Origin of the sequence: Myxococcus sp. SDU36 (assembly GCF_030168875.1) — a bacterium.
Lineage (GTDB): Bacteria > Myxococcota > Myxococcia > Myxococcales > Myxococcaceae > Myxococcus > Myxococcus vastator.
Map to the genome: position 1 here is coordinate 7227854 of NZ_CP077414.1, position 16753 is coordinate 7244606.

10 protein-coding genes and 1 CRISPR repeat array (1 of these 11 only partly in view) are annotated in these 16753 nt (G+C 67.0%); of the genes, 5 read left to right on the plus strand and 5 right to left on the minus strand.

The window, feature by feature from the left end; all coding sequences use genetic code 11:
- Nucleotides 1–3216: direct repeats of the CRISPR family, unit length 37 nt; unit sequence GTTTCAACCCACGCTCCCCGCGTTCACGGGGAGCGAC; it begins 231 nt to the left of the window's first position.
- Nucleotides 3217–3756: 540 nt separating this feature from the next.
- From cas7c to cas3, 4 genes are read right to left on the minus strand one after another with little or no spacing between them, the layout of a single operon-like run.
- Nucleotides 3757–4620 carry a type I-C CRISPR-associated protein Cas7/Csd2 gene (gene cas7c / locus KGD87_RS29510; protein WP_284664287.1) on the minus strand — a complete coding sequence of 288 codons (864 nt, stop codon included), beginning with the start codon at nucleotides 4618–4620 and terminating at the stop codon, nucleotides 3757–3759.
- Nucleotide 4621: 1 nt separating this feature from the next.
- Nucleotides 4622–6427 (minus strand): type I-C CRISPR-associated protein Cas8c/Csd1, encoded by a 1806-nt coding sequence (gene cas8c, locus KGD87_RS29515; protein ID WP_284664288.1) that lies wholly within the window; start codon nucleotides 6425–6427, stop codon nucleotides 4622–4624.
- Entirely contained in the window at nucleotides 6424–7098 is a 675-nt protein-coding gene (gene cas5c, locus KGD87_RS29520) for a type I-C CRISPR-associated protein Cas5c (protein ID WP_284664289.1), read from the minus strand. The genes cas8c and cas5c overlap by 4 nt, the downstream gene beginning before the upstream one ends.
- Nucleotides 7099–7152: 54 nt before the next feature.
- A complete protein-coding gene (cas3, locus tag KGD87_RS29525; protein ID WP_284664290.1) occupies nucleotides 7153–9423 on the minus strand; it encodes a CRISPR-associated helicase Cas3' in 2271 nt (756 codons plus the stop codon).
- Between the two features lie 192 nt (nucleotides 9424–9615).
- On the opposite strand from cas3, the gene KGD87_RS29530 reads away from it, so the two are divergent.
- The 5 genes from KGD87_RS29530 (at nucleotide 9616) to KGD87_RS29550 (ending at nucleotide 16488) form a co-directional block, all read left to right on the plus strand.
- Nucleotides 9616–10545: a DUF2381 family protein gene (locus KGD87_RS29530; RefSeq protein ID WP_284664291.1), complete on the plus strand. Its 930-nt coding sequence runs from the start codon at nucleotides 9616–9618 to the stop codon at nucleotides 10543–10545.
- An 8-nt stretch (nucleotides 10546–10553) separates the two neighbouring features.
- A complete protein-coding gene (locus KGD87_RS29535) occupies nucleotides 10554–12521 on the plus strand; it encodes a serine/threonine protein kinase (RefSeq protein ID WP_284664292.1) in 1968 nt (655 codons plus the stop codon).
- Nucleotides 12522–12776: 255 nt separating this feature from the next.
- On the plus strand, nucleotides 12777–14456 hold the full coding sequence (gene ettA / locus KGD87_RS29540) for an energy-dependent translational throttle protein EttA (RefSeq protein WP_284664293.1): 1680 nt from the start codon (nucleotides 12777–12779) through the stop codon (nucleotides 14454–14456).
- 69 nt (nucleotides 14457–14525) lie between these two features.
- On the plus strand, nucleotides 14526–15734 hold the full coding sequence (locus KGD87_RS29545) for an AAA family ATPase (RefSeq protein ID WP_284664294.1): 1209 nt from the start codon (nucleotides 14526–14528) through the stop codon (nucleotides 15732–15734).
- Entirely contained in the window at nucleotides 15727–16488 is a 762-nt protein-coding gene (locus KGD87_RS29550) for a hypothetical protein (protein WP_284664295.1), read from the plus strand. Before KGD87_RS29545 ends, KGD87_RS29550 begins: the two co-directional genes overlap by 8 nt.
- A gap of 12 nt (nucleotides 16489–16500) precedes the next feature.
- Here the strand turns inward: KGD87_RS29550 and KGD87_RS29555 are convergent, their stop codons facing one another.
- Entirely contained in the window at nucleotides 16501–16746 is a 246-nt protein-coding gene (locus KGD87_RS29555) for a hypothetical protein (protein ID WP_284664296.1), read from the minus strand.
- Nucleotides 16747–16753: the final 7 nt, after the last annotated feature.

Below are 16753 nucleotides of genomic sequence, written 5' to 3' on the forward strand. Positions count from 1 at the left end.
TGCGTTCACGGGGAGCGACCTCTTCAACCAGAGCTACGTGGTGCTCAGCGTCGAGTTTCAACCCACGCTCCCCGCGTTCACGGGGAGCAACACCGCTTCTCCAGGTCCTCGGCGGCCTCTTCTCCCTCGTTTCAACCCACGCTCCCCGCGTTCACGGGGAGCGACCGCCGAGGTGTTGGGGAGGCGTTCGTGTCGGTGAGGTTTCAACCCACGCTCCCCGCGTTCACGGGGAGCGACCGGTGGACCGAATCACATCGGACCAGGAGCCCTCGTTTCAACCCACGCTCCCCGCGTTCACGGGGAGCGACTGCGCGCCGGACCCCATCGACGGTGTGGTGCGTCGGTTTCAACCCACGCTCCCCGCGTTCACGGGGAGCGACCACATGAACGCCCGAAGCCTGAAGGCCGCCGAGAAGTTTCAACCCACGCTCCCCGCGTTCACGGGGAGCGACGCAGCCCGCCGACTTGTCCCGACTCACCGACGAGTTTCAACCCACGCTCCCCGCGTTCACGGGGAGCGACTGGTGCCTTTGGTGTCGTCCGGGGCCTTGCGTGGTTTCAACCCACGCTTCCCGCGTTCACGGGGAGCGACTCGCTGCCAAACTGCAGCGTGAGTACACGGAGCAGTTTCAACCCACGCTCCCCGCGTTCACGGGGAGCGACGTATGCGGCGGGCCTGCTGGTGCTGGCGCCGGAGGGTTTCAACCCACGCTCCCCGCGTTCACGGGGAGCGACCCCAGGTGTCGCCGTAGTCCGGGTGGTGGTAGCTGTTTCAACCCACGCTCCCCGCGTTCACGGGGAGCGACAAGACAAGCTGCGCGAGCGTGAAGCGGTGGGAGTGGTTTCAACCCACGCTCCCCGCGTTCACGGGGAGCGACGACACGTGCTGCCCCAGCGCGCAGAGCTCCCCGAGGTTTCAACCCACGCTCCCCGCGTTCACGGGGAGCGACTTTCCCCCCGCGGCATCGCCGTCTACCCGCACCTGTTTCAACCCACGCTCCCCGCGTTCACGGGGAGCGACCTTCAGCCTGGACCACGTCAGTGAGCTTCAGGTGTTTCAACCCACGCTCCCCGCGTTCACGGGGAGCGACCCCCACTTTCGATATACGTCAAGGACGTTGAAGTTGGTTTCAACCCACGCTCCCCGCGTTCACGGGGAGCGACGGGTCAACGGCGAGCGGCCCCGGCCCGCTTACTGGTTTCAACCCACGCTCCCCGCGTTCACGGGGAGCGACGACAATCTCTTCGTGAGCGTCAACGAGATTGTCAGGTTTCAACCCACGCTCCCCGCGTTCACGGGGAGCGACCGAGTTGGTGCTGCGCCGCGTCGCTGACCCGAAGTTTCAACCCACGCTCCCCGCGTTCACGGGGAGCGACCATCTCGCCCACCTGCCTGCACGGCTACGAGGTGTTTCAACCCACGCTCCCCGCGTTCACGGGGAGCGACAGGACTGCCAGCAATCCCGCTGGCAGCGGATGAAGGTTTCAACCCACGCTCCCCGCGTTCACGGGGAGCGACGAGCGTGATTCACACAGCAGGCACCCTGGGGGAGTTTCAACCCACGCTCCCCGCGTTCACGGGGAGCGACCCGGTCAAGCGTCCGTGGGCGTGGCGTATGGCAGTTTCAACCCACGCTCCCCGCGTTCACGGGGAGCGACCCGAAGGACGGGACGCCTTTCGTCGTGACGGTAGAGGTTTCAACCCACGCTCCCCGCGTTCACGGGGAGCGACCACGACGTCCCCGCCTGATACCCTGCGCGCCATGTTTCAACCCACGCTCCCCGCGTTCACGGGGAGCGACGGCGCCGCTGGCTGTGTGGTCGTGTCTCCCTCGGGTTTCAACCCACGCTCCCCGCGTTCACGGGGAGCGACAGGGGCGGCGTGCCGGTGGTGCACAGCGCGGCGTTTCAACCCACGCTCCCCGCGTTCACGGGGAGCGACAGGGCCCATGTCCTCGGGCGGCGCGTCGTGCCCGTTTCAACCCACGCTCCCCGCGTTCACGGGGAGCGACCGTTTCACTTCTCACTCAGGAGTTTCGCGTTATGTTTCAACCCACGCTCCCCGCGTTCACGGGGAGCGACGAAGACGAAGCTTGCCACGCACGAGCGCATCACGTTTCAACCCACGCTCCCCGCGTTCACGGGGAGCGACCTTTGCCGCGTGGTTGTTCGCGTCTGGCAGCTTGACGTTTCAACCCACGCTCCCCGCGTTCACGGGGAGCGACCCACTACCCGGCCCTTAAACGTGCAACCTAGACGGTTTCAACCCACGCTCCCCGCGTTCACGGGGAGCGACCGGACGAGAGGTGCGGCAAGCCGGTGCCGCCCGGGTTTCAACCCACGCTCCCCGCGTTCACGGGGAGCGACTCGGCCTCGCGCTCCTTCGCGGAGCTGTTCTGCCAGTTTCAACCCACGCTCCCCGCGTTCACGGGGAGCGACCGCCGCCGCGCGCATCCTGGGGGAGCAGGGCCCCGTTTCAACCCACGCTCCCCGCGTTCACGGGGAGCGACCTACACGACGCCGCCGTGGGAGGCGCTGTGTCGCGTTTCAACCCACGCTCCCCGCGTTCACGGGGAGCGACAAGTTCATGAAGCGCCTGTTCGTGCCCGCGTCGAGTTTCAACCCACGCTCCCCGCGTTCACGGGGAGCGACGCTGGGCCTCCTGCCGCACGCCAACCGTGTCGCGGTTTCAACCCACGCTCCCCGCGTTCACGGGGAGCGACCGCCAATGAGGAACGAATCGCCCGGATTCGGGCGGTTTCAACCCACGCTCCCCGCGTTCACGGGGAGCGACCCGCGTTGCGCTGGCGGCCCCACGCCGTGGCCAGGTTTCAACCCACGCTCCCCGCGTTCACGGGGAGCGACCAGGGACTCAGCGAGGGGAGCGAGGCGTACAAGTTTCAACCCACGCTCCCCGCGTTCACGGGGAGCGACCTCCGACGCGAGCACGGTGCCCGTCTGGCGCTTGGGTTTCAACCCACGCTCCCCGCGTTCACGGGGAGCGACGGCGCACCGCCTCGGGGCCGTAGGTGAGGGCATGTTTCAACCCACGCTCCCCGCGTTCACGGGGAGCGACTGCCTCGCGCGACGACAGGGTGCCGTGCCTACCGGTTTCAACCCACGCTCCCCGCGTTCACGGGGAGCGACGGGACTCCTAGGGGTGGTTGTTGCTGGAAATGGTTTCAACCCACGCTCCCCGCGTTCACGGGGAGCGACTCTGCACTTCCAACATACCGATCTTCCTACGGAATCCAGCCCGATTTCGCGAACCTGCCTCCGTCACCACGCTCCTCCGACCTCGACACGCGTGCTTCTGCATCCAACTTATTGAAATTATTGTGGATTTCAAAGAGCGCGAACCCTCGGCGGAGCGCCCACTGGGGGCGGTTCGCGGGCGACTACTCCATGACAAGCAGCCCCTCGACGTTCAGAGGTCCCCGGGCGTCGTGGTGCCCTGTCTTCCGCTCGCCATCTTCCGACAAGAGATATCACCGTTGGACGATGCGATCATTGTGCGGGGTTGTGGAACTGCTCCCAAGCATGAGGTGAGCTGACATGCAAATGGCCCGTCGAGTGCCTGGTGACGGGCAGCATCGTGCCTGCTGGAGTGGTGCGCCACCAGCGGACATCCAGACAGGACCGAAGGGCACCATCGAAGTGCCCGGTGGATTCGAGGACACCGTCAGGGCGCTGGAGGACGCGCTTCAGCGCGCGGAAAGGCATGGCAGGTCCGACCACCCCCAATGGGCGTAGCGCTCAGAGTTTCTCCTCCAGCGCGACGCCTTCTGGGAGCTTGTCGCGGGCGATGTCGACCACGTAGTCGGCATACTGGCGCGCAGGCGCATCATCGTTCCGGCGCCGGACGTGGACCAGGTCGAACAGCCGGTGTGCGGGCGCGTTGCCGAGCGCGCTGTCGTGCTTGAACACGAGCAGCTTTCGGGTCGCCATCTCGCCGCGCGCGGCGGAGCGGTCGTGCTCGAACATGTTCGTCAAGCTGCGCCAGAGCAGTTCGAGGTCCTCGGCGGAAAACCCCGACCTTTCGGCCAGCTTGGCGGAGATGAAGCCGTGCGCGCGATAGAGGCCATAGGGCACGAGGTGCTTTCGCCCCATGGTGCGCTCCTTCTCCGCATCCTTCTCATTCGTGACCGCCATACGGGTGATGGACACCTCCAGCGGGACGATTGGATCGATGGAGCTGGCGAAGCCCAACTGCACGGGTCCCCGCACCTGGCCGCAGTTGACCTCCGTGGTCATGACCGCGCCGAAGCACCGGACGTCGAAGAAGTTGGCGCACATCCATCGCGTGAGCGCGTCCGCCTTCTCCTTCGCCTTGGGGAGCTTCTTGGCCGCTGGCTTGAGGTTCTCCGCCGTGTAGGCCTTGGCGTGCTGCTCGTTGAGGATGGCTTTCTCCGCCATGTAGATGGCAAATCCTGTCTCGGAGCCCTTCTCCAGCTCCACGTAATTGCGCACCTTGCGCTTCAGGGAGACGTCCGACACCAGTCCCTGGTTGGTCTCCGGGTCCAGTCTCGGCAGGTTGCCCGCGTCCGGGTCTCCGTTTGGATTGCCCTTGATGACGTCGAACAGCAGCACGAACTCGTAGCGGTTGGTGATGGCACCCATGTCACTCCCCCTCTTCCTGGTCGGTGTCGGCGGTGGTGTCGCCCTCGGGCGTGGCCGCTTCGCTCGCCGGACGGCGATAGCACTTCTGCTGGTAGTAGCCGATGGCGAAGCGGCCCTGGTCCTCCAGCCGGAGACTGGGAGGGAAGGTGGTGCCCAGGCCGTCCACGATCTGCGCAATCTCTCGTTCTAGAAACGAGGAGAGGCGGGGGTTGTCCTTCCTGACGCTCGCGAAGTGGTGGGTGGCGCCGCGCAGCAGGAGGGGGAACACACTGGCCGGCGTCGCGGAGGCAGAGCCGTAGTAGCGCTCCCGGATGGTGGCGTTGATGTCACGGCCCAGCGCCGCGCGCTGGAGGTTCTCCAGCGCAGCGAAAAGCCGGCCGAGCCGGTAGCCAGGATTGCGCTCTTCGGAGTCGAGACCCACGGGTGTTCCCCCTTCACTCTGTTGGTGGACGCCCTTGCGCGCGTCGCGCACAAGGCACATGCGGCAGATGGCGGCCCGCAGGCCGATGGACGTGAAGCCGACGTCGCGGTCGGCGCGCATGCGCATCACGACGTTCGCCAGCAGGCTGCCTGGATAGCGCTGACCGGTGAAGATGGCGCGCATCAGCTCGCCAGCGAGTTGTGGCGGAACGTTCTCGCTCTTCCCGTGCGCCGCGGTCTCGCGCAGCAGGCGCCATGGGGAAGGCGCCGGGTGGGGCGCGGGCTCCAATCGCAGGTCGCGATAGTGTTCGACGAAGCGCTGGCCGAGCCGCTCCAGCGTATCCGTCATCCAGAAGCGCACGGACAGTCGCGAGCCGTTCGGTGCGAGGCCGAGCACGTAGCAGCGCGTGTCCTGATGAAGGTCCGGATCGATGCTCGCAATCGGTTGGCCGCTGGCGAAGGTTTCCAGCACAGAGCGCAGCTTCGCGGTCTCTTCAGCATCGTTCGTGGGCTGGACCAGGACTGAAAGCAAGCCGATGGCCGCATCGGTCGCTGCCACGCCTGTCGCCTCGGCCCAGAACACCACGGTGGCGTCGCCGATGCGCAACCGCTGCCGGTTGTGCGGCTCTCTGCGGAGCAGGTGGTTCAGCGCCGTGGAGTAGGCAAACACAGCCTGCTGTGAGATGGAGGCGTTCTCGTTTCCCTTCTTGCCGTAAGACTCGGACGCCGACCTGTTGTAGGAAATCAGGTAGGCGCCCGAGGTCTGGGCGTCATCGACCTCACGGATGGTGGGATGCCCCTCCGCAAGCGGCCCCTCCGTGCCGTACACGAGGCACTGTCCTTTGCGCGCTTCCCTTGGCGTGAGCGCGGCCGTCCATAAGACCCGCGCCTCGGGCTTCTGGTGCAGGTAGGTGTTCTCACCGTCGATACGGAACACAAAGTTGGCGTCCAGCGCTTCCTCGGTGAAGCCGGGCAGCTCGCGGAAGCGAGCAGGCCTCCAGTCATTCACGAAGGCGAGGTAGGCACGCAGGGTGGGATCGGTCGCGTCCTTCAACACCTCATGCTGGCGTCGCTTGAAGGCTGCGTGCTCCTTGGTTGTGCGTTCGTCTTCGACAGCCGTGACGCCGAAGGCATAGGGCGTCTTGTCCCACAACACATGGGGCAGGATGCCCGAGGTGCGAGTATTGCTGGAGTATGTGGGAACGGGGAGGAGCTGCGGGCGCGACTTCTTGCCCTCGTGGATGCGGAGGTCGCGGATCTCCACGGGGGTGCCGTCCGACGCGAGGACCAGCTCGAAGCTGATTTTCTCATCCCTGAAGCCTGGGTCCGGCACGGTGCCGCGCTCGGCCAACTGGAGGTAGAGACGGCTGAGCGCCTCCAGCATCATGTGCGCACCTCCTCACTGTCCCAGGCGGGCACGTCGATGACACCCTGGTGCATCCGTGCACGGAAGAAGCGCGGCGCCATGCCATGGGCATGGTCGATGTCGAGCAGCATCCACCCCAGGTCGCGCTCTCCGGCCAGCTCGCCTGCGGGCGCCGGCAGCGGCGCATCCTGTTCGAGCAGCGCGAAGCTGGCCGGGAACTCGCGCGTGCCCAGGCAGGGCATGTGGAAGCACTGGCCCTGGCGTGCCCTCCGGTTGAACATGTCCAGATGCTTGCCAGCGTTGTCGTCCTCGGTGGCGCGCGCGGTCAGGTCGAAGTGCGCCTCAATGACGTAGTCCACTTCACGCAGCACGGTGGCGGCCCGTTGCAGACGGATGTCCTCCACATGGAGTCTGGCCGCTCGTGTGCTCTCGGCCTTCATCGCCTTGGCGACGTTGACGGCGGAGAGCTTCTCTTTCACCTCGTTGCGGCGGATTGACTCGAAGCGGATGGGTTTGAGGACGTGGAGGCGGTCGATGCGCCAGCGAATCGCCGGCTTCCAGTGGATGGCCTCCAGGATGCCCCGCGCCGCGGAGGGAGTGATGACGTCGTAGCTCACACGCTCCACCTTGAGCTCGGGGCGGGTGAAGCACGCCCGGTCGCCCCAGACCCGCAATCTGATGCCGTATGCCATCCTTCCCCCTTGGGTGCGCGGCGCCGCGAGGACCCCAACGCCGTCCTCCGCTGCTCATATCATGAGGTTGCTGGGGTCGATGAACGTCGGGGACTCCCAGCTCAACCCATACGCCGCATGATAGCGTTCAGGCTGCTTCAACAGCATGAACTGCCGACCCAGGCGCTCCTCCTCGAACGGCTGGACCGCGCCGGCCGCGCAGAGCCCGTTCAATGCACCGAGCGGCACCTGCACGGTGTAGCGCTGCAGGACGCGCGCGCTGGGGCCCACGAAGCCGCCGCGCGTCAGCGCCGCGAGGGCTTCGGAGACCGCTGGCGGCTCCTCGCGGGTGCCCGGGAGCCAGGGGACGATGATTCGCTGCTGATGGCTCTCAATCATGCGGAACTTACGCGCCACCTGCTCGAATGGTAGCTCAGTCCGCAGCCCCGCGAGCATGCTCAGGATGCCCTTTCCGTCGAGCCGCGAGTCGACGCCGTCGCGCCGCCAGTAGAGCAGGCGGAAATAGGCGTCGAGGGCATCTGGCGCCAGCGGGTCTTCTCGAAAGCGCGGCTGGCGCAGGATTTCGCGCGCGGACTCGGCGTACTCCCGCAGCTCGCGGGGCGGGGAGGTGTCCTGGCTCACCGGGCGGAAGACCAGGACCTGGCTCTCATTCCAGTCTCGCTTGCCCTCGCGATTGCAGCGTCCGGCGGCCTGGGCAATCGAGTCCAGGCCGGCCTCGGCGCGCAGCACGAGCGGGAAGTCCACATCCACCCCCGCTTCGACGAGGGAGGTTGCGACGAGTCGGCATGGGCGCGCTTCGCGGAGGGCGGTGCGCACCGTGTCCAGCACCTCGGAGCGGTGCCTGGAGTACATCAGCGTCGTCAGATGCCGCGCGCCGGGCAGGTCGCTGATGGCCTGATACAGACGTCTGGCGTGGACCCGGTTGTTGACGATGCACAACACCTGGGGATGCGCTCGCAGGTGTTCGACCAACTGCGCGTCGGTCGTCTCACCCAGGTGGCGCACGCGCACACGGCGCAACCGCCGATGGAGCTCGGCCGGGGCGGGGGCAATCTCGCGCTCGGGGCGGTCGGGGAGGCCGCCCGCGAAGCTGCGGACCGGGTCTCCTGTTTCCCAAAGCGCTGGCTGCGTCGCGGTGCAGAGCACCACACTGCTGCGATAGTTGCGGGCGAGCTCGTCGAGCGCCGCCACGCAAGGGCGCAGCAGCCCGAGCGGCAAGGTCTGCGCCTCGTCGAGCACGATGACGCTGTTCGCGATGCGGTGCAGCTTGCGGCATTGCGAGGGGCGGTCGCCGAAGAGGCTCTCGAAGAACTGCACGGCGGTGGTGACGACCACGGGGGCGTCCCAGCTCTGCATGTCGAGCTGGCGCTTGTCGCGTGCCCGCTGGGTCTCCAGCACGGCGTCATCGAAGCCGCTGTGGTGCTCCAGCACCGCGTCACCGTGAGGGGCGAGCGCCTCGCGGAACACCGTGGCGGTCTGCTCCACGATGCTGGTGTAGGGGATGACGTAGATGACCCGACGCTTGTCGTGATGCGCGGCGTGTTCCAGCGCGAAGCTGAGTGACGCGAGCGTCTTGCCGCCTCCGGTGGGTACGGTCAGCGAGAACAGCCCCGGAGCGGATGGGGCGTGCGCGCGTGCGCGAGCGAGCACCTCGGCGCGCACGCGGTTGACGTCGCTGTCCAATACTCCCAGGCGCGCCATGGAGTCGCGCAGCACGTCTCGCAGCTCGGGGAGCGTGACGGCGTGGCCGCGCTCCACCTGGCGCTGCTCCACCCTGGCGTAGAACGCCTCCGTGTCCAGGTAGTCGGCGTCAACCAAGCAGGAGAACAGCATCCGGACGAAGAACGCCAGGGTGAAGCCTGGTGCCCTGGAGTCTCGGAACCTGAGCGGAACGTCGGGCAGCGCGGGTGGCAGCTTCAGCACCGCCTCCCAGCCGGGCAGGAGCCGCGACTTGTCCAAGTCGAGCCGCTCCTTGAGCGAGCGGCGGGTCTGGCTCTCGCCGGGGAGACCATTCGCGAGTCCCGCGTGATGGCCGGCGATGGCATATGCAATCAGTCGGCCCCAGGGGCCCCACCGCTTCACGGCTTCGACGGCGCCAGCGGTCGAGTGGTCGATCCGGAGCTGCTTCCCGTTCAGGCGCTCCTCCTGGAAGGGACGCTGGTTCTTGCCCAGGTCGTGCAACCGGCCGCTCACCTCGCCATATGCCGCGGCGCCGAACGCGGCGGCGAAGTCCGCCGCGAGCCGCCCCGTGTCGAGCAGATGGTCCGAGAGCCGATGCCAGTCCCGGCGGTCGGCATTGGCTGTCGAATGCGCGAATCCATTCATGGGCAGAGGGAATCCCGCGGGATGGCCGCTGACGGGTGTTTTGCTAGACACCGCAGCGGTGCGGATGGACCCGCGTTGAGGACAGAGTTTAGCGCGAAGCAGCTTGAATTCAACGGGGCGGGCTCGCGGGCGGTGAGTGGGATGGCGCTCGACAGCGCACGCGCGGCGAGAGGCGTCTGTTAGCTTGGGCGCATGAGGCTTCACCCCTTGTCACGGCTTCCCGGACTGGCACTGGCGCTGTGGTCCCTCGCCGCATGGAGTACGCCGGCGGAGGTCATGCAATCCCCCAGGCTCCGGATGCGGAACGTCGTGCTCACCGCGAAGGCGGAGCCGGTGCGCATCTCCACCGCCGTCCCCACGACGCTCACGTTCGATGCGCCCATCGACACCCAGTCCGTGAGGCTGGCGGACAGCACAGCCGTGGAGCTCCTGGCGGTGGGAGGTCGCTCCATCACTCTCCGTGCGGTCGCGTCCGTGACGGAGCCGGTGGCGCTGCGTCTGCGATTGCAGGGGCCGTCCACCCAGGCGGCGCCCGTCTTCCTGCTGACCAGCGCCGAGGACGTGGTGGATGCCCAGGTCATGGTGTTTCACGAAGCCAACGCGCTGGCGCTCCTCCAGGCGCGCGTGGAGGAATTGGAGGCCCGCTGCGCCGCGTGCGAGGCGGCCCTGGCCGAGCGGCGCGAACAGGGGGCCATGAAGGGGCCGGCGGATTGGGTGCTGTCTCAACAAATCGAGCAGAGAGGCGTCCGGGTGGCGCGGTTCTCTGTGCCCCCCAGCTCGGACAGGCTGGATGTCGTGTCTGAGGGAGGCTTGCGCTTCCTGGCGAACACCTGGCTCGTGTTCAAAGCGGGTGTCAGGAGTGACATCGGCCTGTCCTGGCGTCCGGGCAGGGCCTGGCTGGAGAACGCCGTCACCGGCCAGCGGGTGGCCGCGCGCGCCGTGCGGTTCGCGCTGGAAGCCCACCCCCACGGCGCCGCTGGCCGTGTCGTGGTGGAGTTTGGTTGGGTGGAGAAGATGGGAGACTCGGCGACGTACCGGCTGGTGATAGAAGCAGCCGGCGCAGGTGCCTCCCTGGTCATCCCAGGGGTGACGCTCCAGGACGGAACCCCCGTGGGAGAATAGGGCAGCCCATGTCGACGCTGAACCTCTTTGGCTTCCTCAAGCCAGGCTCGCGCCTGGACGGCTGCAGGATTCGTGAGTGGAAGGGCGGCGGCGCCTACGGCGACGTGTACCGGGGCGTGCGCGCGGGCCTGCCCGTGGCCATCAAGGTGTCCAAGCACCGCCAGTTCAGCCTGGACAACAACCGCTCGGATGAGAGGCTTTTGCGGGAGCTGGTGTGTCTGGTGCGCCTGGAGCACCCGTACATCGCCAAGGTGAAGGGGTGGTCGCGCACGCAGGATGGGCGCGGGTACCTGGTGCTGGAGTACGTGGAGGGCTGGACGCTGGGGGAGTGGATTGCGCGCCAGCGCCCCACCTTCCAGCAGGTGGCGCGCCTCTTCGCGAAGCTGACGCACGCGCTGGAGTACATGCACGAGCGGGGCGTGCGCCACCGCGACATCTCCCTCTCCAACATCATGGTGCGCAAGGTGGACGGCGAGCCCGTCCTCATCGACTTGGGGGCGGGTGAGTACTCCGGGGCGTATGAGCTGACGGACGCGCCGCTGCCACCGGGCACCACGCGCTACCGCTCCCCGGAGGCGGTGAGCTTCTACAAGGAGAACCAGAACAACCCCGAGGCGCGCTACGCCTTCCCGGCGGAGGACGACCTCTACTCGCTGGCGGTGTGCCTCTATGACGCGCTGACGGACGCGGAGCCGGCCACTCCGGCGGAGGCGCGCAAGGCGCCGCGCATCGCCGTCAACAGCGCTTCAATGCCGCCGCCGGACGCGCGCGTGGCCAACCCGCGCGTGCCGGAGGACTTCAGCGCGTGGGTGGCGAGGTGGATGACGCGCGACGTGGAGGCGCGGCGCCCCGCGCTGGCGGCCATGCGTGAGACGCTGGAGGAGCTGGGCGAGCGGCGCGGCGAGGCGTGGGAGGCCACCGTGCAGCCGCCCAGGGCGGTGGGCAGGGGCGTCCTGGCCCGGGCAGCGGCGGCGCTGTCCGGGAGGAGGTGGCGCGTGGCGGCGCTGGCGCTTGCCCTCACGGCGCTCGCAGCCGCGGGCACCTTCGCCTCCCCGTGGCTGGTGGACACGGACACGGACACGCCGCCCGCGCGGGGCGCGACGCACGCCCTGCCGCTTTCAGCCAACGCGGGCGCGCAGCCCGCTCCCTCGGAGCTTCCCCTCGGGGATGACACACTGCCCATTCCCTCTCCTGCCGGTGAACGGTCCGCACAAGTGGCACCCGCCGCTGAGACTGACGCCGGGGCAGGACGTGAAGCCGCGCCTCCCGCCGGAGTGACGCCTGCCTTGCCACGAGCGCCATCCCCTTCCCCACGCGAGTCATCTGCCAGTGCGGTAGCGTCTTCGCCCCAGCCGTCTTCCGACGTGAAGGAAAGTCCCTCTGTGAGTGCCTCCAACCGTCCGCCGTCTCCCGCTCCCACCGCTGAGAAGCCACCAAGGACCTCTCCACCCACCCCCAGCCGCGCCTTCCTCGCGAAGTGCGCCGGGGCGACGGCCCTGTCCGCCGCCCTCATGGGGTGCCCCGCGCAGCAGGTCCGGCCCTCGTCCCAGAGTTGCCCCGAGGAAGCGGTCCGGGACATGAAGGCCTGGGGCATCCTGGTCGATCAGGAACTGGGCGTCGACGTGGATGTAAAGCAGCCCCCGATGAGCCGACCTCAATGCGAGGCGGCGGGGCGCGAGTTCCGTACGGGGCACGGTTGCCTGATCGTGGTGGGCGACGGGGAGATTGTCTCCCGGTCGCAAGACAACATCTTTGGCATCCAGGACGGAACGCTGCTCTACGGGAGGGTGTGGACGGGGGGAGAGACCGTGGTGGTCCGTTACACCCGCGCGGTGCGAGCAGACGGGCAGGCGTTCAACATCTGCGTGTCCCTCTCGCTCAATGGTGGCTTGACCAAGTTGCGTGGCTCCAAGCCTGGCGCCGCGGTCCTCCTGCCTTGGGCGGACGCGCGCGTCATCTATGGCAAGTGGCCTTGATGCGCCGGACGCGCCACGGTCCCCGGCGGGGCGCGGAGCCGCGGGTTCAACGGCCCTGAATCCCATCGCCGGGGACGTCAAGTGTCCAGATGCGCACTGGTCGGCGGGACGGGAGCAGGCGCCTTGCCTGGGGAGACCCGAGACGGCCGTGCGCGTTGCCTCATGCATGCGCCCGGGACGCTCTCACCTTGAGTGCGCTGTTGCACCCTGGTATCCGCAGAGCCCCTCACTCCGCCTCAAAGCAGGAAGGCCCAGATGGCCCAGAATTTCATCTTCACGATGCAGGACCTGCGCAAGGTCAAGAACAGCAAGGAGATCCTCAAGGGCATCTACCTCTCGTTCTTCCCCGGCGCGAAGATTGGCGTCATCGGTCCCAACGGCTCCGGCAAGTCGACGCTGCTGCGCATCATGGCGGGCGTGGACACGGAGTTCTTCGGTGTCGCCAAGCCGGACCCCAGCGCCAAGGTCGGCTACCTGGCGCAGGAGCCGCAGCTCGACACCTCGCTCGACGTGAAGGGCAACGTGGAGCTGGGGCTGAAGGAGATTCGCGCCACGCTGGACCGCTTCAACGAGGTCAGCGCGAAGTTCGCCGAGCCCATGAGCGACGCGGAGATGGAGAAGCTGCTGGCCGAGCAGGGCCGGCTGCAGGACGCCATCGACGCGGTGAACGGCTGGGAGCTGGACCGCACCATTGAGATGGCCATGGACGCGCTGCGCCTGCCTCCGGGCGACGCGGACGTGACGAAGCTGTCCGGTGGTGAGAAGCGCCGCGTGGCGCTGTGCCGCATCCTGCTGGAGAAGCCGGACCTGCTCCTGCTGGACGAGCCCACCAACCACCTGGACGCGGAGAGCGTCGCGTGGCTGGAGCAGGCGCTCAAGGAGTACAAGGGCACCATCGTCTGCATCACCCACGACCGGTACTTCCTGGACAACGCGGCCGAGTGGATTCTGGAGCTGGACCGCGGCGAGGGCGTCCCCTGGAAGGGCAACTACTCCAGCTGGCTGGAGCAGAAGCAGAAGCGCCTGGAGCTGGAGGAGAAGTCGGAGAGCCACCGCCAGAAGACGCTCAAGCGCGAGCTGGAGTGGGTGCGCGCCTCCCCCAAGGCCCGTCAGGCCAAGAGCAAGGCGCGTATCGCGGCCTACGAGGAGCTGCTCAACCAGTCGCAGGACAAGCGCGACGCGACGGGCGAGGTCATCATTCCGCCCGGGCCGCCGCTGGGTGGGCTCGTCATCGAAGCCAAGGGGCTGCGCAAGGCCTACGGCGACCGGCTGCTCATCGACGACCTGAGCTTCAAGCTGCCGCCGGGTGGCATCGTGGGCGTCATCGGTCCCAACGGCGCGGGCAAGACGACGCTGTTCCGGATGATGACGGGCGTGGAGTCACCGGACGCGGGCGAGCTGCGCATCGGCGAGACGGTGAAGCTGGCCTACGTGGACCAGAGCCGCGACGCGCTGGACGGCGACAACACGGTGTTCCAGGAGGTGAGCGGCGGGCTGGACCACCTGGACCTGGGCAAGGCGGGGCAGGTGCCCAGCCGCGCGTACCTGGCGGGCTTCGCCTTCAAGGGCCAGGACCAGCAGAAGCGGGTGAAGGACCTGTCCGGCGGTGAGCGCAACCGCGCGCACCTGGCGAAGATGCTCAAGAGCGGCGGCAACCTGCTGCTGCTCGACGAGCCCACCAACGACCTGGACGTGGAGACGCTGCGCAGCCTGGAGGACGCGCTGCTGAGCTTCGCGGGGTGCGCGGTGGTCATCAGCCACGACCGCTGGTTCCTGGACCGCATCGCCACGCACATCCTCGCGTTCGAGGGCGACAGCAAGGCGTTCTTCTTCGAGGGCAACTTCGAGGACTACGAGGCGGACAAGAAGAAGCGCCTGGGCCCCGAGGCCCTGGAGCCGCACCGCATCCGCTACCGCCCGATTACGAAGAGCTGAGCTGCTTGTAGGACCTTTCTTCCCTCCCCTGGCCAGGGGAGGGGAGAATGGGGGACGGGAGGCGTTGCCGTGATCGAGAAGGTCCAGTTCCGCAACTTCAAGGCGTACCGCTCGCTCGATTTGGAGCTGGAGCCCTTCACCGTCCTCGTGGGCCCCAATGCGTCGGGGAAGACGACGCTGCTTGAGGGGCTGAGCCTCTTTTCTGAGATCACCACCCACTTGTTCTCGGCTCCCAAGAGAGACTCCTCATGGCGGATGCCGCTGGTGCAAGCCCACGGAACCACGGGGGCAATCGAGGTCGGCGTTTCGGGTAAGTGGGGAACAGTCGATGGCTCCGTAAACATCATTGGTATTCCGGAGCCTGTCCCTGCCAATCCGACCATTCAGCCTTCGCTGACGATAGATAGCCTGTTGGCAGGCTCGCCCTTCAAGATCAGCTTGAAGCCACGGAACGGCAATTGGCTGGCAATGGCCAAAGAGGACTTGGCTAACATCGATTTCCACTGGGATATGGAGCGGCCAAGTCTGACGCAGTTTTTAGCGGGTGTCAGCGCGACCTCCATCTTGCGCTTCATCCCAAGGATGCTTGCGGCTGCGTCATACAGTGATGCAGCCGTGCCTTCTCTGTCTTCTGATGGAAGCGGCCTCGCGTCCGTGCTGGCCTATCTCAAGCTGAGCCAGGACGAGGTGTTCACCGAAATCGAGCAAGCCCTCAAGCAGATCGTTCCTGCAGTCCGTCGGATTCGGATCGAGCGCGCCGCTGTCGAGCAGACCGCTGTCCGCACAATTGCCTTGGACGACCAGAAGCACGAGGTTCCCGAGACGCGGACGCTCTGGGGGAATCAGGTCGTCTTCGACATGAAGGGCGCGAAGGGGGTCGCTCCTGATTCGGCGGGCGAAGGCACTCTGATGGTGCTTGGCTTGCTGACCGCGCTCATGGGCCCGTCGAAACCCCGACTCGTGCTCCTAGACGACATCGAACTGTCACTCCACCCGGCGGCCCAGTCGCGCCTCATTGCGGCTCTACGTGCCATTCAGAAGCGCGACCCCGAGTTGCAGATCATCGCCACCAGTCACTCCCCCTTCATCCTGAACGACCTCGACCCGAAGGAGGTTCGCATGACCTTCCTCGCGGAGAACGGGTTCGCGCGGTGCGAGAAGCTGACCGCGCACCCCGAGTTCGAGAAGTGGAAGGGCCTGATGGCCCCAGGCGAGTTCTGGAGCAGTGTGGGGGAGGACTGGATTGGAAAGCTGGGTGAGGCCACTCCGAATGAGTGAGCCCGCCTATGCGTTCGGTGTCGTCTGCGAAGCCCGAGCGGACCAGCGCACCGCATGCACCATCGCCAATCGCGTCATCGCTGAAGACGTCGACTGGGTTCAGCCCGAAGTCCGTGACACGCTCTACCGATGGTGCGGTGTCGGCGCGACGCCCGGGGATGGCTTCGTGCGCTGGCAGAAGGTCCGGGAGGAGCTCACACGCCGAGGCATCAAGCCTCCCTTCGGTCATTTCGGGGGAGCGGCGGGGAGGCCCGATGCACTCATCACCCGGCAGGTGCTGCTGCTCTTCGCTTCGCTGGAGCGACCACCGGACGCAGTGGTGCTCGTTCGCGATAGTGACGGTGACCCGTCAAGGCGCGATGGATTGGAGCAAGCGAGGACCTCACGCGCGTGGCCCTTCGAAGTGGTGATTGCCCTGGCGGAACCAAAGCGCGAAGCATGGGTGCTCGCGGGCTTCGAGCCACAGGGCTCCGATGAGGGCGGCCGTCTCCAGCGCCTCCGCGAGCGGCTGTCCGTTGACCCTCTTGTCAGGTCGCACGAGCTCGACGCTCGCGAACACGGCGCGAAGACCGACATCAAGCGCGCGCTCACGGAGCTGACCCAGGATGACTGGAACCGCGAGCAGCAGTGCATCGAGGAGTCGTCCTTGGAACTCCTGAAGCAGCGAGGCGCGAAGAACGGCCTCACTGCGTTCATGACGGAGGTCCACGACAAGCTCGTTCCCCTCTTCAAGGGACCGGCCGTTCCTGGATAGCCGAAAGCAGGCTCAGCAGATGTCCAGGCAGTCCACCGTGTAGAACGGCGTCACGTCCTCGGTGGCATAGCAATCCGGGTTCGCGCAGGTGCAGTGCAGCGTCATCACGTACTCCGTGAGCGCCTCGTCGTTGTAATACGTGTACGTACAGGCCAGATTGAATGACTCGGCCTCGGCGACGGGCGTGTAGCCCAGGCCGCCGCCGACAACTCCTGCGGGAACCGCCAGCACCGCGACCGCCATGAGCAGCTTCTTCATGTCTCTC